Genomic DNA, 18957 nt, shown 5'->3' on the forward strand with positions numbered 1-18957 from the left:
CCGGACCACAGCGAGGAGACGACCATGGCGGATGCGGCAGCGAACGCGTACACCTCGATCCGGGACGACATCGTCACCGGCCGGCTGAACCGTGGCGAATGGCTGCGGGAGGGGAAACTCGCCCAGGAACTCGGTGTGTCGCGGACCCCGATCCGCGAGGCGCTGCGGCGCCTGGAGGCGGAGGGTCTGGTCGAATTCGCTCCCAACCGCGGTGCGCAGGTCACCGCCTGGTCGGCGCTCGAACTCGAGGATCTCTACCAGATCCGGGCCCGGCTGGAGAGCCTGGCCGCCCGGCTGGCCGCGGCCCGCCGGGAGCCGGAGGACATCGCCGAACTCGAGGCCACGGCCACCCGGATGGCCGAACTGGCCGCCGATCCGAACGCCGACCGTGACGAGCTCACCGAACTCAACAATCACTTCCACCGCGCCGTCGTGCTGGCCGCCCGCAGCCGGCATCTGGGCACCCAGTTACGGGGGATCATCGATATCCCGTTGATAGCGCGCACCTTTCACAAATACGCACCCGAGCGCATCCGGATCAGCGCCGCCCAGCATCTGGAGCTGGTCGCGGCGATCCGGGCCGGCGACGGCGACTGGGCCGACGCGCTGATGCAGGCGCACATCCTCGCCGCCCGTTCGGTGATGGTGCCCACGACGAACCGGTGAGGATCCGGTTCCCGCCGACGCCGCGCCTGCCTCGGTCCGGTGTCGAGTGGTCGCGGATCATCCGCCTACGAGGACCCACCGGAACCGCTACCCACCGCCCCGACCGCCGGCAGCACCAGCGTGCACGGAATCGGTTGCAGGTGAGCGGGATCGAGCGCATTGAGCACATCGGCGGCGGCGGCGGGATCCGAGTTGATCGACAGGTGGTCGGCGAAGTCCTGCGGGCACTGGTCCTGCACCGTGATGTTCGTGACGCCCGGTTCGGCGATGATGCCGCTGGTATACGGAATCACCACCTCGTCGAACCGGGTGACCAGCTGGGTGTAGGCCACGCCCGGCACGGTGATGCCACCCGCGTCGAGTTGCTGCATGAACGCCGAGGTGGCCGGAAACTCCGCCAGCGCAGGGCCGTTCGCCGAGCCGGTGTTCGAACCGGTACTCGCGCCGGGCGCGATGCCGACACCGTGCACCAGCGGGGCCAGGCCGATCATCTTCGCGACCTTCTCCGAGCCGTGGTCCATCTTGATGTACCAGTACGGCATGGTGGCGCCCTCGGAGTGCCCCACGATATCGACCTTGCTCGCGCCGGTCGCGGCGAGCACCTTGTCCACGAAGGCGTCCAGCTGGTGTGAGCTGGACTCCATGGAAGCGAGGCCGCCGACGAGCCCCGCCGACGAACCCCCGTTGTCGTTGCCGTAGGTCAGGGCGAAGACGCAGTAACCGTTGTTCGCCAGCAGCGGTCCGAGGGTCTGCCAGTTGTCGTTGCGGTTCGCCAGGAATCCGTGCACGAGGACCACCGGCTCCGGATGCTCGGCCGACGGCTTGCACGTCCAGTTGTTGGTGCCGGGAGCGGAACCCCCGATGTTCCGCAGTGCGGCGAACGCGGCGTCGACGATGAAGTTGTACGGCACCGGATACGGTGTCGCGGGTGCCGGGTCGGCATGCGCGGCGGAATAGTTGCCGCATTGAATCAGCGCGGCGAAAGCGGCGCCGAGGGTGACAAGTCCCCGAGTCCGTCCGGAAACTTTGTTCAGGCCAATCATGTCGAGGAATATCGCACGCTATTCGAAGTCCCCGACGGCCTTTCGGGCAGACATGTAAAATTTCCCCAGCGGGTGCTGTGAAGGTTGACAGCGGCATCGGGACCAGCGGCGCCGCGTGGCCCGTGCTGTCGTAGGCGATGAGCGCCGCGCGCAATCGAAATCGTTGATGTGCTGCATCCGGATTGGCCGGCAGTCCACTCGGTCGCCTACGAGCAGGCGACCAGTTTCGTGCACGGGACAACGCTGTGCCGGGTAGCCGCCGACCGCGCCGACGAACTCCGCGAATTGCTGGAACAACTGGTCGAGGGCCAATTGGCGGTGCTGCGCGTTCCGGCGAGCGCCGCTGCCGACGAACTCCGCGTTCCGGGGCTCCAGCGGTGAGGGCGGAAAACGGCGGCGCAGGGCGCGTTCAGTCGAGGTACCAGTGGGGTCCCGCGGACCAGCCGAGGAATCGGCGGCCGAGGCCGTCGGGGGTGCGGCCGTCCGGGGTGAAGCGGCCGCCGGCGAGGATGTGCGCCAGGCCCGTGACGGCCGGGGCGAGCCGGGATGCGTTGGCCTGTTCGGAGATTCGGCGCAGTTCGGCGCGCTGGGTGGGCTCGTCGCAGTAACTCAGCAGGAAGACGGCCTGTCGCCAGGCGTAGGCGGCGTTCTTCACCTGGATGAGGGCGGCGTGGCCGTGGGCCGACGGGCGCAGTCGCCGCAGGATCCGGTCGAAAGCGCGACGCGCGGCTGCCGGGGCGATCGCGCGGAGGCGGTCGTCGAGGTCGAGCGCGTCGACCAGCACGGCCAGATTGTGCGTGGTCAGGATCTGACTCTGCTCCAGTACCGTTCCGTTGCGGGCCACGTGGCCTCCGCCGGTGCCGGCCTCCGCGGCACGTTGCTCGCATCGGGTGGCGAACTCCGGGGCGATCACGCGGTTCCAGCGAACGGCGTTGTGGTTCTGGATGTTCCATGCCGACGGCGCGGGCAGGTCGTAATACGCCTGGTACAGCGTGCCGTTCAGGGTCCGGCTCGCGGTGTGGGCGGCGGCGCGCCATTTCTCGGTGAAGGCGCCGGTGAAGATGTCCGCCGCGAGTTCCTCGACCAGGGGGAGTTCCAGGCCCGCTCGCTCTGCGAGAGTGTGGAATTCGCTGATCAGCGGGTTGGGCAGCGGGGTGTGCGGGAACGATTCGATCGCCAGGACGGTCAGCTCCCGCAGCAGCGCGCGGGCGGCGGCCTGCGGTCCCGCGTCGTTCCGGTGGGGGCGCAACGGGTTCAGCGCGGTGAACCAGGGCAGCTCCTTCGGACTCACCTGTCCCCGCAGGCCGGTCAGCAGCAGGCTGCGCCGCCCGCGGTAGGCGGTGTAGAGCTGTTCGGCCAGCTCCGCGACCACCGGGTCGGTGATGTCCGCGAACAGCAGTCGCGCGGTGAGTTGGGGGAGGACGTCCGCGAGCGCCTCGCCGGAGCGGATGACCCCGCGCCGGATCAGCTCGTCGACGGGCGCCTCCAGCGCGCGAAAGGCCTTGTCCCGCAGGTGTTGCGGAATCGCCGTACCGGGCGTGACGGACGGGCCGGAGGTCGCCGCCTCCGCGGCCGAGACGAGGGCGGTGATCGGGTCGGGCGAGGGCAGCCCGCCGTCGCCGGGGACGCGATCCAGCCGGGCCGCCAGCACTGCCGCGTAATCGGCGAACAGCGGCCCGGACACGGCCTCGGTCTGCGCGAGTCGTGCGGATTCGCGTGCGGCACTTCCGGGTTCGCCGTGCCGGGTGATCGTGTCGGCGAGAGCGCGGCGGACCCGGCCGAGCTGCCGGGGGCCGAGGTCGGCGCAGTCGAGCAGGGCCTCGTGCAGCCGGGTGAAGTTGCTCTTGCGGTGTGCGTGCCGTCCGCGGAATTTGTGGTCGCGGCGAGCGGCGCCGAAGTCGATCAGCCAGTAGATGCGGTCGTCCTCCCATGCTGCCCCCCGGATCCGGCCGGGCCATCCACCGCATACCGCGCCGGAGTCGTCCAGGCGCGGGAGGTCGCCGTCGACCGAGTCGCACCACAGCCGCACCAGGCGGTCGTACAGGGGCGTCCATACATCGACCGTGGTGCGCATGACCGTGAGCTGTTCCGGCGTGGTGACCGCCCGCAGCGTGGCCGCGGCTGCGGCCGCCGACACCACCCGCACCGTCGGACCGGCCGGGCGGGCGGCGGCGGGGATGACCGGGGTGAAGCGCAACCGTGCCAGGAACGGCCGCAGGGCGGTGATCAGATCCAGCGCCTGTTCGGGGAAGCCGTGGTGCAGCAGCAAGGCGACGACGGCGAGCGCCGCGTCCTCGGGCAGCTCGATCCGGTAGCGGCCGTTCGCGATCGAGCTCAGCAGCTCGGCCCGGCCGGCGTCACCCAGGTACCACAGATTCAGCCGTTCCCGGTCCGTCGCACCCGGCACCTCGGCTGGCAGCCGGGTGACCAGGTCGGCTTCGGCCGCGCTCAACGGCGCTTCGGATCGTGCCCGGCCGGTGGCGAAACCGCCGTGCGCCACCTCGAGGGTCACCCAGGCGAGCAGGTCCGCGACGGGTGTGCGGCTGCCGATCGTGACGGCCCCGGACGCCATGCCGCCCAGCACATCTCGCCAGCGTCGCGCCTTCTGCCGGGCCCGTTCGCGTGCCGCGCTGTCGTCCGCCCGCATCGCGGCCTCCAGCGCACGCTCCAGCTGCCCGATCGCGTACTGCGCCGGGCCGTCGCGAAACACCTGATCAGACAACGAATCCTCCGAAAGGGCCGATCTGCCCTGGCGGCGAGGGTCGAACTCGCGCCCTCCCGGTCAGCCGGGTGCTCTGCCGCTGAGCTACACCAGGATCCGACACGGCGGCGGGCACCGGCCCGCGCCGTGTGGCATTGTGATGTTAGCCGACATCGGGATCCGCTTCCCCGGGAATCCGGCAGAGCGCGCGCCGACCCGTGATCCGCGCTGCCGCAACGGTTCTCCGCGCAACGGTGACCCGCTCACCGCGGATTCGCGGCGCGGGTGAACCGTTCGGCGAGGGCGCGGAGGTGCGCTACCAATTCCGGCGGGGACTCGACCTCGAATTCGACGTCGAGCATGCCGACCACCAGGGCGACCAATGCGTAGGAGTCCGAACCCATTTCGAGGCGGCAGGTGCGCTCGTCGATGGGAGTGACGATGCCTTCGATCCGGCCGGCGAGATCTTCGGCCGGGACGTGGACACGCATGACGGAGCGATACGGCCACATGGCGAAACCCATGGTGCGGCGCAGGTAGGCGACGACGTCGCCGTCCGGGGACGGGCGATGGGCGAAGCGCGGGCCGTTGGGTGTCCGCAGCGACATCCGGTCGACGCGGAAGGTGCGCCAGTCGGTGCGGCCGGTGTCCCAGCCGACGAGGTACCAGCGGTGGCTCCAGTGCGCGATCCGGTGGGGTTCGACGCTGCGGCGGGATTCGGCGCCGCTGTGGCTGCGGTAGTCGAAACGCAGGGTCTCGGCGGCGCGGACGGCGGCCGAGATGGCCGTGAGCGTGTCGGCGTCGACCGGCGCGCCGGGATCGTAGCGGGGCGGCAGCGCGACCACCGCGCCGCGGAGAGCGTCGACGCGGTGCCGCAGTCGTGCCGGGAGCACCTGTTCCACCTTGGTCAGTGCGCGTAGTGACGCCTCCTCGAGGCCGACGACCTCGCCGGTCGCGCTCGCCTGTAAACCCAGCGTGACGGCGACCGCCTCGTCGTCCTCCAGCAGCAGCGGTGGCAGCGCGGCGCCCGCGCCGAGCCGGTATCCGCCGACCGGTCCCATCACCGCGTGCACCGGATAGCCCAGTTCGCGCAGCCGATCCACGTCGCGGCGGATGGTCCGGGTCGTGACGTCGAGTCGCTCGGCCAGCTCGGCGCCGGTCCAGTCCCGGTGCCGCTGCAACAGCGACAGCAGGCGGAGCAGCCGGACGGGAGTGGTTTGCGACATGTTCCGATCATCGCGCACATCGAGGACCGATCGCGTCCTATATACGCCGGATGCTGTCCGGGTGACCCAGACATCCTCCGTGATCACCCCCTTCCGCATCGACGTTCCGCAGGCGGACCTCGACGAGTTGCACGCTCGGCTCGGCCGCACCCGGTGGCCCGACGCCCTGCCCGGCGTCGGCTGGTCCTACGGGGTCGACCGCGACTACCTGATCGACCTGACCGAGTACTGGCGAACCGGTTACGACTGGCGCGAGCACGAGGCGCGGTTGAACCGACTGCCACAGTTCATCACCGAAATCGACGGGCAGACAGTGCATTTCCTGCACGTCCGGTCACCGGAGCCGGACGCGACCCCGCTGATCCTCACCCACGGCTGGCCCAGCACGCCGGCCGACTTCCTCGACATCCTCGGGCCGCTGACCGATCCGCGCGCGCACGGCGGCGATCCGTCGGACGCGTTCCACGTCGTGGCGCCGTCGGTGCCCGGATTCGGCTTCTCCGGGCCGACCCGCGACACCGGCTGGGACGTGCCCCGGATCGCACGGGCCTGGGACGAGCTGATGAGCCGGCTCGGCTACGACCGCTACGGCGCCCAGGGCGGCGACTACGGCAGCCTGATCTCGCCGGCGCTGGGCCGGATCGCACCGGACCGGGTCGTCGGCGTGCACGTGAACGCGCTGGCCGACGCCGCGACCGTCACCGGCTCCGGCCGGGAACTCGACGAGTTGTCGGAGGCGGACCGGGCGAAGGTGACCGAGAACCAGATGTGGTGGTACGGGCACAACGGCTACGCCACCCAGATGGCCCTGCGGCCGCAGACGATCGCGTACGCCCTCAACGACTCTCCGACCGGCCAATTGGCCTGGAATCTGGAGTGGTTCGTCGACTGGGACCCGACCACGACCGATCAGGCGCCCGTCGATCGCGACATCGTCCTGACCGACGTCACCACCTATTGGCTGACCGGCACCGCCGGATCCGCCGCCCGGCTCTACCGGGAGTCCGGAAGCTCGTGGGGCAGTAAGCCCGCGCCTTCGGGTGTGCCGACGGCGGTCGCGAACTTCCGCGGCGATCGCGCGGTCCGCGGCCTCGCGGAGCGGGCGAACACCGTCGTCCGGTGGAACGAGTATCCGGTCGGCGGCCACTTCGCCTCGCTGCAGGCGCCCGTCGAACTCGTCGCCGACATCCGGGAGTTCTTCCGCTCGGTGGGTGGCCGCTGAGCCGGTCGGCCTCGCCGATACCGTAGCGGCCGAGCGGTTTCCGCTACGGGCAGGTCGCGGCGAACTCGAACGGCCTCGTGGTGGTGGCGGATCCGGCGCGGGCCGCGGTGCCGGTGATCCGGTAGGTCGTACCCGACCTGGTCACCGTCGCCGCGCCCGCGACACCCCGCTTGTACGACCAGGTCTCGGTCGCACCGACCAGGGCGGAGACCGTGACCTCCTCGGCCTGCGGCGGGTCGGCGGCGGTGATCTTCGCGCCGAGCATGCTGCCGCTGATCCGGATGGTGACGAAACCGTCCGCGGTGGTGCACTGTACGGTGCCGCCCGCGTGCTGATCCACGCCGTCGAGGATCACGGTGGCGTGGCCGGGGATCACGGGCGCGCCGCTGGTCGCCGCGGCGGCGGAACCGGGGACCGCGGCGGCGTCGACCGCGGCGCGGGCCGCCGGCAGTTTCAGGACGGTCCGGTCGTCGCCGGTGACGTACACGTCACCGGCGGCGTCGACGGCCAGACCGTAAGGGGCGGTGAGCTTTCCGAAGGGCACCACGGTCGGGGTGGTGGCGCCGGCGGCCAGTCGCAGCACTCGGTTCGAATCACGGTCGGCGACATAGACATTGCCCGTGGCGTCGACCGCGACCGCCTGTGGTGCGGTGAGTCCGGGCAACGGCAGTGCGGTCGGGGCCGGCGCGCCGGGCGCGAATTTCTGCACCCGCTGCCTGTCCGCGACGTACACGGCGCCCGAGTGATCCACCGCCACGTCGGCCGGGGCGACCAGGCCGGGAAAGGGAAGAACGGTCTGCGCGTTGGTGCCCGCCGCCAATTTCAGTACCCGGCCGAGGGATTCGTCGGTGATGTAGATGTTGCCCGCGTCGTCGGCGGCGACGCCCGCGGGCGCGTTGGCGTCGGTGAACGGCAGGGTGATCGGGGTGTCCGATCCGGGAATCGCCTTCAGCACCTTGCCCACGCCGAGTCCGTAGGTGACGTACAGGTTTCCGGCGGTGTCGAGGGCCACCTTCGCGGGGCTGCCCGGACCGGCGGAGATGACCGGGACCGGTTTGTCTGCGCCCGAAGCCAATCCGAGTACTCCTTCGGTGCGGTCCGCGACGAACACGTCACCGGTGGCGCTCACCGCCAGGCCTCGGGGTTGTTGCAGGCCGGGAAACGGGAGCGTGGCGGGTTGCGCGGTACCGGACGGGGCGATCGTGGTGGTGGTGGTCGTTTCCGTGGCCGGTCCCGCCTTCAACGCGGGTTTCACGGAATCGCCGCTCCCGCAAGCGGTTACCATCGCGGCGGCGATGATCAGGACGGTACCGAGTACGGTCGTCGGCACCCCGGCGCAGCGCATCGCGGCAGGTCCCCTCTGTGCGGCGGATGAGCGTCCGATCGATCAGTGGTCCGGCGCCGCTCAGCAATCACCGCCCCGATCGGGTACCGGCGCACCGGTGTCGCGGATTCGGCCGAAAGGCACCGGTTTCACTATATCCCGGAACGGTGCTCGTGCCAGCGGGTCACCGCGAAGCGGACCGCCTCCTCGTCCTGTGCGGCATGGGCTCCGGAGGCGCCGATCGCGCCGAGGATCACCGCGCCCTCGGTCACCAGCAGCCCGCCGGCATACGGGATAGCGACGTCCGGGGCTCGGACATCCGACCGCGGATTCCTGGTTCAGGGCCGCTTCAGGCTGCCGACACGCAGTGACCCGCACGTGGTGACCAGCGGATCGCCTTCCATCGCACGGACATAGGTTTCGGGATCCTTGTCGACCGGCTCGACGCCGGCATAGTTGCGTGCCTCGAAAGCGGCGAAGGCGACGGCCAATTGGTGGCGGCGCGGCAGGCCGGTCAGGCGACGGATGTCGGTGAGGCCCTCACGTTCCTCCTCGGCCATGTGGTCGCTGTTGGCCGCGTTCGCCGCGGCGACGGCCGCGTACCACTCGTCGGTACCGACCCGATGCCGGCCCACCTCGGCGATCGCGTCCCGGATCTCGTTGTGGTCGTGGATGGCGTCGAGCGTCTCGTCCTCCACCCCGGCCGTCCGGCGAGCGGCGATCCCGGCCTGCAGCAGCGCGGGGTAGAAGATGTCCTCCTCCGCCTGCGCGTGCAGTTCGAGGAAGGCGGACAACCTGTCCCAGATCGCGGTGAGCACGCCGGTGTCGGCGCGATCGATCTCCTCCAGGATCGCGAACAGCCGGCGCTGCTCGTGGTGGTCGTCGAGGATCAGCTGGGCGATATCCACAATTCCTCCCGGGCAACGCATGTCAGATCGGTGCCGGATCCGGATCGGCGGCCGTCCGCCGATCCGGATGAGCCGACGACAACATACCGCCGAGGCGCGCCGTCGGCCGGGGGCCGCGCCGGTCGTGGTCTCAGCCGACCACGGTCCAGACGGTCAGCACGACCAGCGCCGTCACGTAGGCGGCGCCGGTGAGGATTCCGGCCGTCGCGACCCGGTTCCCCAGTGGAGAGCTCGCGGCGGCCTCGCTCAGGATGGGGCTGAGCGGGCCGTTGTCGCCGCCGTCCGGGAAGGTCAGCGCGCTGATGAGGAGCAGGACGTCGGCCACGACGAGCAACGGCCAGGCGGCGTGCGGCGCCAGGAAACCGTCGGCCACCAGCGGGCCGAGCAAGGCCAGTGGCAGCAGCCCGAAGGTGAACAGTACCCCCGCCACCAGCAGCCATCCCGCCGCCCGCAACCGCGCCCCGATCACGACGACAACGATCGCGACCTGCACCCATCCCATGACCATGCCCCCAGTAGACAGGGCCTTCGCCGTCCGGCGCGAGCAGGTTTCCGGGCAGACCACGGCCCCGCCGCGAATATGCTCCGGGACAACGGAACCGGTTGCGGCGAACGGGCGACCCGTCCTCGGCCACCGCCGGTGATCAGAACCCGAATTAGCGGCGGCAGTTGGGGTTTGCCGGTCGACACGCGCGGCGTACCCGGCCTCGGCGGGCGACGCTCCGACCGACGGCGCGGCAAATAACCTCTCGCGCAATGCCACTCGGAATCCATCCCGGCTCCGACACGCCGATAGTGCGCTGTTCGGAACTTCTTCCGGGCCGGTTTCGGCAACGGTCGCGCGCCGTGGCCGTTACCGTGACGAGGACCGGTCACCGCAGACGGTCGCCGGCGACGCCGCTCGGTTCTTCCCGGGCGCGCCGTGATACCCGGCGAGAGGATCGGCCATGACGGTGGATGTCATCACGTGCCGCGGCACGGCCGAGCCGGCGGGCGGGACCCGAAATCTCTTGTCCTACGTGACCGCCGAGCTGAATCCGGCGGCGTACACGCTCATCGGCGATCTGCCCTATCCGGCCTCCGTGGGACCGGCCGGGCCGGAGGGGAGTTCGCTCGGGCCGTCGGAGGCCGAGTCGGTCCGCCAGGGCGTCGCGAACCTGGCGCAGGCGATCCGGGCCGCGGTGAATCCCGTCGGCATCCTCGGCTATTCGCTCGGCGCCGAGGTGGTGACCCGGTTCGCGGAGGCGCAGGCGCACGGCGAATTTCCCGACTGCGAGGTGGCCTGGACCGCGTGTGTCGCCAATCCGCTACGGCGCGAAGGGGATTCGATCGAGCCGGATTCGATCGGCTTCGGGATCGCGGGCCGGGTGCGGTTCGATCCACCGCACCCGCACGTCGAGAGCGCGAACCGGCTGGACGTGATCACCTGTTGCCCAGCGGATTCCCCGTTGCGAAACGTGGCCGACGCGATGAGCGCGTTCTCCTTCGCGGAACTGGGTGGCTGGACCGAGGATCTGATCACGAGGCTGCGCGACAACCGATGGCAGCCGGGCGACCCGAACTGGTGGATGCATCCGATCCGGACCTGGCAGCGCTACCAGGCCGCCGCCGACGGCGTGCGGGGATATCTGACCGGCCAGCACAACGCGGCCTACATCGCCGGGGGCTACCTGTCACGCTTGGCCGCGGTCCTGAACGAGCACGGCCGAAGGTGACGCGGCGCGCCCCTGGCGGAGCGGCCCGGCCCGCCCGAGCGTGACGCGGCACGCGCCCGGCGGCCCGGAGCGACCCGGCCCGCCCAAGGGTGACGCGGCACGCGCCCGGCCGCCCGGCAGGCCCCGGGCGACAGCTCGACCGTTTTCTCCCGCGGGAGCCCGGTCGCCCGGAGCCGGGGTATGCGAACATATGTTCTATGACGGAGGGTGCGACGACGCCGGACACGACGGGTGCGGCGATCCTGCACGCCGATCTGGATTCGTTCTACGCGTCGGTCGAGCAGCGCGACGACCCGCGCCTACGCGGCCGGCCGGTGATCGTGGGCGCGGGGGTCGTACTCGCCGCCAGCTACGAGGCCAAGGCGTTCGGGGTGCGGACGCCGATGAACGCCCGGCAGGCCCGGCAGTTGTGCCCGCAGGCGATCGTGGTGCCACCGCGGATGTCGGCGTACACCCGCGCCAGCAAGGCGGTGTTCGAGATCTTCCGCGACACCACCCCCGAGGTCGAGGGGCTGTCGATCGACGAGGCGTTCCTGGACGTGCGCGGCCTGCGGCGGATCGACGGCACGCCGGAACGGATCGCGACCGAACTGCGGAACCGGGTGCGCCGCGAGGTCGGACTGCCCATCTCGGTGGGAGTGGCGCGCACCAAATTTCTCGCGAAGGTCGCCAGCGCGGTCGCGAAACCCGATGGGCTGCTGGTGGTTCCGCCGGACCGGGAGTTGGCCTTCCTGCATCCGCTACCGGTGGAACGACTCTGGGGCGTCGGCGCGGTCACGTCCGCGAAGTTGCACGAGTACGGCATCACCCGCATCGGGGAACTCGCCGCGCTGGGCGAACGTCCGCTGATGTCGATGCTCGGACCGGGTGCGGGGCGACACCTCTACGCCCTGTCCTGGGCCCGGGACCCGCGGCGGGTCGACACGGGCCGCCGCCGGCGGTCGATCGGCGCGCAGCGTGCCCTCGGGCAGCGGCCACGGTCCGCCGACGAGATCGACGCGTATCTCGCCGGACTCAGCGACCGCCTCGGCCACCGGCTGCGCGCCGCGGGCCGAGTGTGCCGAACGGTGGTGCTGCGCTTGCGTTTCGGCGACTTCACCCGCGCCACCCGCTCACACACGCTGCGCGAGGCCACCGACGGCGGCGCGACCCTGCTGCGCACGGCCCGCGCGCTGCTGTCCGGCGTGCTGCCCGCGATCCGGGACCGCGGCCTGACCCTGATCGGCCTGTCGCTCACCAACCTCGACGATGCCGAAGCCGTGCAACTGGCCCTGCCACTGGGCCCCCGGCCCGAGGCCACCCTCGACGCCACCCTGGACCGGCTGCGGGACCGGTTCGGCGCCGGCACCGTGACCCGGGCGGCCCTGCTCGGTCGCGGTGAGGGCCTGTCGGTGCCGATCCTGCCGGACTAATCGCGGGGGAGCAGGCCGCGCCCGACCAGGTCGTCGAACAGGATCCGGTCCACCGGCGGAACCCGGTCCCGGTCCGCGTAACGGAACCAGGCGATCTCGTCGATCTCACTGCTCGGCGCGATCGTGCCCGTGAATTCGGCGGTGTAGCAAGCCATTCGGACCAGCGTTCCGGGTTCGCCGGGTACCGGCGCGTCGTAGGTGCCGACATGCGCGACGGTGCCGGCCAGCAGCGCCACGGTCAACTCCTCGTCGATCTCGCGCAGCAGCGTCCGCAGATCCGATTCGCCCGGTTCGCGTTTGCCGCCGGGGATGTAGAAGACGTCCTTGCCGCGCGGCCGGGCGCACAGGATGCGGCCCTCCTCGATGCGCACCCAGGCCACGGTGTCGATGAGCCGCTCCACGGGTTCGCTGCGCACCCGGGCAGCGTACCGTCCGGCGGAATTCGCCCACCGTTGCCCCGCTGCACGGTCGCCCGATGCGACGATGCCTGCATGAGTTCCGATATTCGGCTGTCGACCGCCGCCGGGCGCTGGGTGTTGCTCGCCACCGTTCTGGGATCCGGGATGGCGATGATGGACGCCACCGTCGTGAACGTCGCACTGCCCCGGATCGGCTCCGAGTTCGGCGCGTCGATGGCCGGATTGCAGTGGACGGTGAACGCCTACACGCTGACCCTCGCCGGATTCGTCCTCCTCGGCGGATCGCTGGGCGACCGGTTCGGGCGGCGGCGGGTGTTCCTGATCGGGGTGGTGTGGTTCGCCCTGGCCTCCGCCTTGTGCGCTGTGGCGCAAGACATTCCGATGCTGGTCGCGGCGCGGGCGCTACAGGGTGTGGGCGGCGCGCTGCTGACCCCGGGCGCGCTGGCGATCATCCAGGCGTCCTTCACGCCGGACGACCGGCCCCGCGCGGTGGGCGCCTGGTCCGGACTGGGCGGGATCGCGGGTGCGGCCGGGCCCTTCCTGGGTGGCTGGCTGGTCGACGTGGCGGGCTGGCGCTGGGTCTTCCTGCTGAATCTGCCGCTGGCCGTGCTGGTGATCGCCGTCGCCGCCCGGCACGTGCCCGAGACCTCCGACGACAGCGCCCGGGGCCGCTTCGACGTGCTCGGCGCGGCACTCGCGGCGGCGGCCCTGGCCGGTATCACCTACGCGCTGACCGAGGCGCCGACCCATACCGCGAACCGTCTGCTGGTGCTCCTCGCCACGGTAGCCGGGGTCGGTGCGGCGGCATGGTTCATCGTCGTCGAACGACGACGCTCGCACGACACCACCGGCCCGCAGCCCATGCTGCCGACGCAGGTGTTCCGCTCGCGGCAGTTCACCGCCGTGAACGGGGTGACCTTCGTCGTGTACGGGGCGATGGGAGTCGTGTTCTTCCTGCTGCCCCTCACCCTCCAGGTGGTGTCGGGCTTCTCGCCGATCGTCGCGGGCGCGGCGATGCTGCCGGTCACCGTCGTCATGCTGCTGCTGTCCGCGCCCGCCGGCGGTCTCGCCCAGCGGATCGGCCCCCGCATCCCGATGACCGTCGGGCTGGTGGTCGCCGCGGCGGGCATGCTGCTGATGCTGCGCGTCGGCCGGACCTCGACCTATCCGGGCACGGTGCTGCCGGCCGTGTTCGTGTTCGGGCTGGGTCTCGCGGCGATGGTGGCGCCCCTGACCGCCACCGTGCTGGCCTCCGCGGACCCCCGGCACGCGGGCATCGCCAGCGGCGTCAACAACGCCGTTGCCCGCGCCGCCGGCCTGCTCGGCGTCGCCGCCGTTCCGCCACTGGCCGGCCTCGGCGGCGAAGCCTATACCGACCCGGCCCTTTTCGCATCCGGCTTCCACCACGCGATCGTGGCCTGCGCGATCACCATGCTGGCCGGCGCCGCCCTCACCACCCTGACCGTCTCCGACAACACCTTGCGTGCCGCACCGGAAAGCGCCGCGCCACAATGCAAAACCCATTGCTCCATCGCCGCACCGCCGCTGGACCGGGTACCGGCACAGGATCGCTGGGGCGACAACCCTCGAACCGGCCGGTCCTGACTCCACCGGGACCGGTTCGGGCTGCCCTTCGCGGCCGGTCGGACACCGGTTTCGTTGCGCGCAAGGGCTTTTCGTGGCTCCACTGATCCGTCACCACGGCGGGGATCGGGCGGGCCGTGAAAGTCGCGGCCGTCCAGCGACAGCCCGCCTCCCGATGGACGCGGGCCTCCCGCGCATATCCGGGCGCCCGGAATCGGTCGGTAGGGTCGGTTCGATGGAGTGGAGTTTTCGGTCGGCCGAGGAGCAGCGGAACGCGCTCCGGGCCGGTGAGGTGACCTCGGTGGAGCTGACCGAGGAGGCGATCGCCCGGATCGAGCGGGGCGACAAGGCGATCAACGCGATCTGCGTCCCGGACTTCGACCGGGCGCGGGCCGCGGCACGTGACGCCGACGCCGCGTACACGCGCGGCGAAGATCGGCCGTTGCTCGGTATCCCGATCACGGTCAAGGAGTCCTACAACATCGCCGGATTGCCGACGACGTGGGGGATGCCGCAGTTCGCGGACCATCGGGCCGCCGAGGACGCGCTGGCGGTGGCGCGGGTGAAGGCCGCGGGCGCGGTAATCCTAGGCAAGACCAATGTGCCGCTGATGCTGCAGAATTGGCAGAGCTTCAACGAGATCTACGGCACCACCAACAATCCGTGGGATCACGATCGCACGCCGGGTGGATCCTCCGGTGGATCGGCGGCGGCGCTGGCATCGGGGTTCGGCGCGCTGTCCCTCGGCTCCGATCTCGCGGGGTCACTGCGCAATCCGGCGCATTTCTGCGGGATCTACGCGCACAAGCCGACCCTGGGACTCGTGCCGGCCCGGGGGATGGTGCCGCCGCCGGCACGGGCATTGCCGGCCGAGGGCGACCTCGCCGTCTGCGGTCCGATGGCGCGCACCGCCCGCGATCTCAGCCTACTGCTGGATGTGCTGGCGGGACCGGACCCGCTGACGCACGGCATCGCCTACGATCTGCGGCTGCCGGCCGCGCGGCACCAGCGGCTCGCCGACTTCCGGGTCCTGGTACTCGACGAACATCCGTTCATCCCGACCGGATCCGCGGTGCGGGGCGGGGTCGAGCGGGTCGCCGAGGCACTGACCGCGGGCGGGGCCCGCGTCGAACGCGACAGCGCGCTGCTGCCCGATCTGGCCGAGGCCGCGACACTGTATGTGCGGTTGATGATGTCCCAAGCCGGCGCCAACCTCACCGCCGAGATGTACGACCAACTGCGGACGACGGCCGCGGGCCTGAACGCGGACGACCGCAGCCTCGACGCTGCCCGGCTGCGCGGGGTGGCCCTGACCCACCGCGAGTGGATCGGCGTGAACCACCGGCGGGAATCGCACCGCGACCGCTGGCGGCGATTCTTCGCCGAATTCGATGTCGTGGTGTGCCCGATCACGCCGGTTCCCGCGTTCCCGCACGACCACGGTTCCGACCGTGCGGAACAACAGGTCGACATCGACGGCGTCGGCTATCCGTACGCGGACCAGCTCGTCTGGCCCGGCCTGGCCACCATGCCCGGCCTCCCGGCCACCGCCGTGCCCACGGGACCGTCGCCCGAGGGCCTGCCGGTCGGCGTGCAGCTCATCGGACCGATGTTCGAGGACCGCACCCCGCTGCGGCTGGCCGAACTGCTCGAACCGGAGCTCGGCGGCTTCCGGGCTCCACCGAACCCGTTCAGCGACTGAGGGATTCGTCGACCGCGGCGAGCAGCCGGGCGAGGTCTGCGGCGTCGTCGGGGCCGGGCACCAGCGGGACGGGCTTCGCGCCCCGATACGCGTGCCGGGCCGCCGGCGGATTCTCGATCAAGGCGACGAGCGGCGCCACCGCGGCGGCGGGCGACTCACCGATGAGCCCGAACACCGTGGCGCCGAGTCGAAGTGCGAATGTGTAGTCGCCCGCGAAACTCGATCGCACCGCCCGGCGCGGCCCCCAGGTGAGGTAGCTCAGCCGAGGGTCGGCGGCGGTCGCGGCGATGCCGAGCAGTTCGTTGGCCCGGCGCTGCTGCGCATTGGACGCGGCGAAGCTGAAAGCGCGCTCCGATTCGAGGTCGTCGACGTCGATCGCGCCGGGCTTCGTCCCGGGCACCGCGACATTCACGATCACCGGTCGCGGTGCCGCGGAGAGCAATTCGGCGAGCCCGGTCACCAGAAGGTACTTCGACACGAAGAACAGCACCCAGGACGCCTCGTGCCCCTCGGCCGTGACGTGCCGCCGCTGCCGGATGTACGACGCGGCCAGCACCAGCGCATCAATCCGATCGTGGTCGTTCACGATGTCGGCGACCACCCGCCTGCTCTCCGCGATCGACGAGAGATCCGCGGCCACGAACCGCGCCCGCTCGCCGCCGCCGGCCGACGCGACGAGGCCGTCGAACTTCTCGCGGCTGCGGCCCACCACGATCACCCGATCACCGGCCTCCAGGTAATGCCGCACCAGCGCGGCGCCCATCCCGTCCGTACCGCCGGTCACGATCACGGTCCGCATCTCGAATTCCTCACTGTCGCCGACATCGGAACATGCGTTCCGATGATTGCCAGCTTAACGGAACACATGTTCCGCACTGATAGGCTGGGGGCCATGACCGGGAAGCCGCGACAGAGCCGCGACGTGGCCGCCAACCGCGCGCAGATCGTCGAGGCGGCGGCAGCGGTATTCGAGGAACAGGGCCTGCGAGCCGATATGCGTGCCATCGCACGGGCGGCCGGCTTCGGCGTCGGCACGCTCTACCGGCATTTCCCCACCCGGGAGGAACTGCTGCGCGCGATCACCGATGCCGACCTGCGGGATATGGCCGCGCTCGAACTGCCGCCGGACACCGTGGCACTGGAGGCGCTGCGCCTCTTCTTCACCGCGACCCTCACCCGGCTCGCCCGCAACCGCGCACTGCTCGACCTGCTCGCCGACAGTCGCCCCACCGCAACGGAATTCGAGGCATGCCTGCGGCACATGACGGCCGTAGGCCACGCCGCGATCGAGCGATCCGCCCGTGACGGCACCCTGGCCGCCGATGTCACCGCGACCGATATCGCCTACCAGTTCCTGGCATTGGCGCGCATCGTCCAACTCGTTCCCGACCCCGCGGCCGTACGACACCGGATCGACCTGGCCGTCCGGGGTCTGAGCGCGGTGGTCGTGCCCAACCCGGCAGCCGACCGATGAGCCGCCGGACCGCGAATTCGGCGCTGATCACTGACCGCGGTGCCTGCTCACTCAGTTCGCCTCCGCAGCAACGGTTTTCGCCGGACGGTTCTCGTCCGGCGTGCGTGGGGGAGCAGCGATCCCGAAGCGGGTGACGGCGAGGGCGCCGAGGAGGGCGACGGCGGCGGCGATCGCCAGGGTGTGCAGCCCGGCGAGGAAATGCGGCCCGGTCGGGCCGCCGGCCACCGCGCCGAAGATCGCCACTCCGCTGGCCGTGCCGATCTGCCTGGCGGTGTTGGAGACTCCGGTCGCCAGACCCGAACGGCCCGGCGGCGTCGCCTGTACGACGGCGGCCACCACCGCCGCGGTGATCAATCCGGCGCCGCATCCGAGCAACGTGAATCCGGCCAGCAGCCAGCCGAATCCGGCGGTGCGGGTCAGTCCGGTCAGCATCGGCGCGCCGATCGCGCCGACGACACAGCCCACGCTCACCACACCCCGCGCACCCCAGCGGGCCGTGCAGCGCCCCGCGACCGGTGCGAGGGCCACGAGCGGAACCGCCAACGGCAGCATCGTCGCTCCGGCCGCTGTCGGTGAAAGTCCGCGCACGTCCTGGAGATACAGCGTGCCGACGAACAGGATCCCGTTGAAGATCAGATTGCCGGTCAGGGCGACGGCGTTGGGGCTCAGAAAGGTCCTGCGGCGCAACAGGTCCAGCGGCAGGATCGGATTCTCGCTGCGGTTCGCGGACCAACCGGCGGCGAGCAGCGCGACGACCGTGACCGTCCCGGTCACCACGAGGGTGGTCGGGCTCGCGCCGTGCCCGGCGGCGATCACGGTGAACACCAGCCCGCTCAGCCCGGTGACGAATCCGGCCAGGCCGAACAGGTCGAGACGGCCGCCGCGGTCACCGGCCCGGCCCGGCACCGTCCACAGGGCGGCGGCGATCGCGACGGCGGTCAGCGGAACGTTGATCCAGAAGACCGGTCGCCAGCCGAACTGGTCGATGAGAATCCCGCCGACAAGCGGCCCGACCGGTAGCGCCAGCGAGGAGAAGGCCGCCCAGACACCGATCGCCTTCGCCTGCTCGGTACGCTCCGGGAACACGTCGACGATGACGGCCATCGTGCTGGGCAGCAGCAATGCGCCCCCGACACCCTGCACCACCCGCCCGGCGATCAGAACCGAGACCTCCGGCGCCAGCGCGCACAGCAGCGACGCGGCGCCGAACAGGGCGAATCCGGTGACCAGCACCCGCCGGTGGCCGATCCGATCGCCGATCGTGCCGCCGGCGAGCAGCAGCCCGGCGATGGCGACCACATAGCCGTCCACCACCCATTGCAGCGTCGCCACCCCGGCGTGCAACCCGTGCGCGATGCCGGGCAGCGCGACGTTGACGATGGTGACATCGAGCAGAACCAGGAACATGCCGGCGCACATGACCGCGAGTACGCGCTGCCGGGACGGCGTTCGCTGCGAAATCGAGGAAACCATGCTCGCAGTGTTGCCCGCGATCGCTTCGGTGCGCGCCGAAGTGTGCCCGCGACCTCCGGGCTGCCGGACCCGCGAGCCGGACGACTAT

17 protein-coding genes, 1 tRNA gene and 1 pseudogene are annotated in these 18957 nt (G+C 71.0%); 8 read left to right on the forward strand and 11 right to left on the reverse strand.

All coding sequences use genetic code 11. The features are described from left to right. The first annotated feature begins 24 nt into the window (after positions 1–24). Positions 25–666, forward strand: a complete 642-nt coding sequence (locus NRB56_RS31045; RefSeq protein WP_153347870.1) for a GntR family transcriptional regulator — start codon at positions 25–27, stop codon at positions 664–666. A 65-nt stretch (positions 667–731) separates the two neighbouring features. Here the strand turns inward: NRB56_RS31045 and NRB56_RS31050 are convergent, their stop codons facing one another. Beyond that, a complete protein-coding gene (locus NRB56_RS31050; RefSeq protein WP_153347871.1) occupies positions 732–1709 on the reverse strand; it encodes an esterase/lipase family protein in 978 nt (325 codons plus the stop codon). Between the two features lie 168 nt (positions 1710–1877). Between NRB56_RS31050 and NRB56_RS31055 the strand changes: the two genes are divergently transcribed. Further along, entirely contained in the window at positions 1878–2090 is a 213-nt protein-coding gene (locus NRB56_RS31055) for a hypothetical protein (RefSeq protein WP_153347872.1), read from the forward strand. A gap of 28 nt (positions 2091–2118) precedes the next feature. On the opposite strand, the gene NRB56_RS31060 is transcribed toward NRB56_RS31055, so the two are convergent. The 3 genes from NRB56_RS31060 to NRB56_RS31070 form a co-directional block, all read right to left on the reverse strand. Beyond that, positions 2119–4431: a hypothetical protein gene (locus NRB56_RS31060; protein WP_153347873.1), complete on the reverse strand. Its 2313-nt coding sequence runs from the start codon at positions 4429–4431 to the stop codon at positions 2119–2121. 25 nt (positions 4432–4456) lie between these two features. Beyond that, positions 4457–4525 (reverse strand) — tRNA-OTHER (locus NRB56_RS31065). A gap of 148 nt (positions 4526–4673) precedes the next feature. Continuing rightward, positions 4674–5636, reverse strand: coding sequence for a helix-turn-helix transcriptional regulator (locus NRB56_RS31070; RefSeq protein WP_153347874.1), 963 nt, complete (start codon positions 5634–5636; stop codon positions 4674–4676). A 61-nt stretch (positions 5637–5697) separates the two neighbouring features. Here NRB56_RS31070 and NRB56_RS31075 point away from each other — a divergent pair, with 61 nt between their 5' ends. Further along, the gene (locus NRB56_RS31075; protein WP_319943788.1) at positions 5698–6858 is read left to right on the forward strand and encodes an epoxide hydrolase family protein; all 1161 of its coding nucleotides are present in this window, start codon (positions 5698–5700) and stop codon (positions 6856–6858) included. Between the two features lie 43 nt (positions 6859–6901). Here NRB56_RS31075 and NRB56_RS31080 read toward each other — a convergent pair whose 3' ends face one another. The 4 genes and pseudogenes from NRB56_RS31080 to NRB56_RS31095 form a co-directional block, all read right to left on the reverse strand. Further along, a complete protein-coding gene (locus NRB56_RS31080; RefSeq protein WP_194291052.1) occupies positions 6902–8113 on the reverse strand; it encodes a lipoprotein LpqH in 1212 nt (403 codons plus the stop codon). A gap of 221 nt (positions 8114–8334) precedes the next feature. Next, a pseudogene (locus NRB56_RS31085) lies at positions 8335–8484 on the reverse strand (heme-binding protein); the annotation flags it as partial. A gap of 36 nt (positions 8485–8520) precedes the next feature. Continuing rightward, on the reverse strand, positions 8521–9090 hold the full coding sequence (locus NRB56_RS31090; protein WP_319943789.1) for a hemerythrin domain-containing protein: 570 nt from the start codon (positions 9088–9090) through the stop codon (positions 8521–8523). Positions 9091–9220: 130 nt separating this feature from the next. After that, on the reverse strand, positions 9221–9598 hold the full coding sequence (locus NRB56_RS31095) for a hypothetical protein (protein WP_153347878.1): 378 nt from the start codon (positions 9596–9598) through the stop codon (positions 9221–9223). Positions 9599–10037: 439 nt separating this feature from the next. Here NRB56_RS31095 and NRB56_RS31100 point away from each other — a divergent pair, with 439 nt between their 5' ends. Continuing rightward, positions 10038–10805 carry a PE-PPE domain-containing protein gene (locus tag NRB56_RS31100; RefSeq protein ID WP_153347879.1) on the forward strand — a complete coding sequence of 256 codons (768 nt, stop codon included), beginning with the start codon at positions 10038–10040 and terminating at the stop codon, positions 10803–10805. Between the two features lie 197 nt (positions 10806–11002). Next, a complete protein-coding gene (gene dinB, locus NRB56_RS31105; RefSeq protein WP_153347880.1) occupies positions 11003–12217 on the forward strand; it encodes a DNA polymerase IV in 1215 nt (404 codons plus the stop codon). Here the strand turns inward: dinB and NRB56_RS40285 are convergent. Then, the gene (locus NRB56_RS40285) at positions 12214–12633 is read right to left on the reverse strand and encodes an NUDIX hydrolase (RefSeq protein ID WP_319943790.1); all 420 of its coding nucleotides are present in this window, start codon (positions 12631–12633) and stop codon (positions 12214–12216) included. The two genes, dinB and NRB56_RS40285, sit on opposite strands and share 4 nt — an antisense overlap. 75 nt (positions 12634–12708) lie before the next feature. Between NRB56_RS40285 and NRB56_RS31115 the strand changes: the two genes are divergently transcribed. Both NRB56_RS31115 and NRB56_RS31120 read left to right on the forward strand, forming a co-directional pair. Continuing rightward, positions 12709–14241 carry an MFS transporter gene (locus tag NRB56_RS31115; RefSeq protein WP_153347881.1) on the forward strand — a complete coding sequence of 511 codons (1533 nt, stop codon included), beginning with the start codon at positions 12709–12711 and terminating at the stop codon, positions 14239–14241. Positions 14242–14455: 214 nt separating this feature from the next. After that, complete coding sequence (locus tag NRB56_RS31120) at positions 14456–15922, forward strand: amidase (protein ID WP_153347882.1); 1467 nt, start codon at positions 14456–14458, stop codon at positions 15920–15922. On the opposite strand, the gene NRB56_RS31125 is transcribed toward NRB56_RS31120, so the two are convergent. Continuing rightward, positions 15912–16721, reverse strand: coding sequence for an SDR family NAD(P)-dependent oxidoreductase (locus NRB56_RS31125; protein ID WP_153347883.1), 810 nt, complete (start codon positions 16719–16721; stop codon positions 15912–15914). The genes NRB56_RS31120 and NRB56_RS31125 overlap by 11 nt on opposite strands. A gap of 93 nt (positions 16722–16814) precedes the next feature. On the opposite strand from NRB56_RS31125, the gene NRB56_RS31130 reads away from it, so the two are divergent. Continuing rightward, positions 16815–17396: a TetR/AcrR family transcriptional regulator gene (locus tag NRB56_RS31130; RefSeq protein ID WP_194291053.1), complete on the forward strand. Its 582-nt coding sequence runs from the start codon at positions 16815–16817 to the stop codon at positions 17394–17396. 51 nt (positions 17397–17447) lie between these two features. Here the strand turns inward: NRB56_RS31130 and NRB56_RS31135 are convergent, their stop codons facing one another. Next, complete coding sequence (locus NRB56_RS31135) at positions 17448–18869, reverse strand: MFS transporter (RefSeq protein WP_227838461.1); 1422 nt, start codon at positions 18867–18869, stop codon at positions 17448–17450. Positions 18870–18957: the final 88 nt, after the last annotated feature.

This window comes from Nocardia aurantia (assembly GCF_009604425.1).
GTDB lineage: Bacteria > Actinomycetota > Actinomycetes > Mycobacteriales > Mycobacteriaceae > Nocardia > Nocardia aurantia.